This window comes from Flavobacterium polysaccharolyticum (genome assembly GCF_038739875.1).
Classification (GTDB): domain Bacteria; phylum Bacteroidota; class Bacteroidia; order Flavobacteriales; family Flavobacteriaceae; genus Flavobacterium; species Flavobacterium polysaccharolyticum.
This window is the reverse complement of the sequence record NZ_JBCGDP010000056.1, coordinates 1-1,521: the sequence shown is the minus strand read 5'-3', so window position 1 is coordinate 1,521 and position 1,521 is coordinate 1. Positions and strand designations below refer to the sequence as shown.

Annotated in this window: 1 protein-coding gene; it reads left to right on the top strand. The window is 34.4% G+C overall.

The window, feature by feature from the left end; translation table 11 throughout:
- The first annotated feature begins 168 nt into the window (after positions 1-168).
- On the top strand, positions 169-1,515 hold the full coding sequence (gene tnpC / locus WFZ86_RS20040) for an IS66 family transposase (protein WP_342693597.1): 1,347 nt from the start codon (positions 169-171) through the stop codon (positions 1,513-1,515).
- Positions 1,516-1,521 lie beyond the last annotated feature (6 nt).

Genomic DNA, 1,521 nt, shown 5'->3' with positions numbered 1-1,521 from the left:
GTAACTATTCAGCCTATTCAAAAAAACATAGTTATGAACAATTTGACTTTCTGTTTTTAGAAAAACAGCTTTATTATGAACACTTGTTCATTACTAATTAACAACTATCTGCTTTGTTTTCTTTACTTTTTATTGGTGTTTGTTTCCTTTGTGTCAAACAAATAGAAATTGAACTCCGACAAAAAACGTATTGCTGAATTAGAGACCAAAGTTATCCGATTAGAATCATTAATTGAAAAATTACTTGATAAAATCGAGGACTTAACGCATCGAAAAAACAGTCTTAATAGTTCAGTTTCGCCTTCTAAAGATGAGAATAGGCCTTTGAAAAACCAAAGTCTCCGCACTAAATCTAGCAAAAAACCGGGTGGACAACCAGGACACGAAGGCACTACGTTAAAAATGGTTGAGAATCCTGATCAAATCATCAATCACAAACCTGATTTTTGTAATTGTTGCGGAAATGATTTATCCGACAAGCCAGAAGAGTTGCTTTTAAAAAGACAAGTGGTTGATATTCCAGTCATTCTTCCAAAATACACAGAACATCGAATTTTTAAAAAGACATGCTCTTGTGGACATCAAAACAAGTCTGTTTTTCCAGAAAACGTAAAAACAACGATAAGTTACGGTGCTAATGTTCAAGCGACTATTGCCTATATGCATACTCGTCAATACTTGCCTTTTGAGAGAATGAGCGAATATTTTAAAGACGTTTGTAATCTGCCTATTTCACAAGGTACAATTTGCAATCTCTTGGATGGCTTTGCTCTAAAAGCACAACCCGTATATGATTTAATTGCTCAAAAAGTATCGAACGAAAAAGTTGTTGGTGCTGATGAAACAGGCATTAGAGTAAATGGTAAAAATGGTTGGTTTTGGACTTGGCAAAGCAAGTTCGCTACATTTGTAGTGTTTTCAAAAAATAGAGGAACAGCTACTATTGACACTAATTTTTCCCAAGGTTTTCATGATGCAGTTTTAGTCCATGATTGTTGGGCAAGTCATTTTCAAACCCAATGCAAAACGCACCAATTATGCATCGCACATTTATTGCGAGAACTTATATTTCTTGAACAACGCTTTGAGTCCAATTGGGCCACAAACTTCAAAAGGACATTGTATGAAGCTTTAGAACTTAAGAAAAATTTAGACCAAGAACACTATAACAATCCAATCTTAGAAAGGGATAAAATAAGAATCGCTTTAGATGCTTTATTAGAAAATCCACTTCCTGAAAATCAAAAGAAACTGCGTGCATTCCATAAACGAATGATAAAGCACAAAGAATATATTCTTACTTTTCTGCATCATTTCCACGTACCTCCTGATAATAATGCATCGGAAAGAGCAATTAGAAATGTAAAAGTTAAACAAAAAGTATCGGGTCAGTTCAAAACTGAGAATGGTGCTCAAATCTATGCGGTTATTCGTTCGGTAACCGACACCTGTATTAAAAACGGTCAAAACATATTGGCCGCTTTTAAAACCATCGCTATATTAAAGGCTGAATAGTTACAA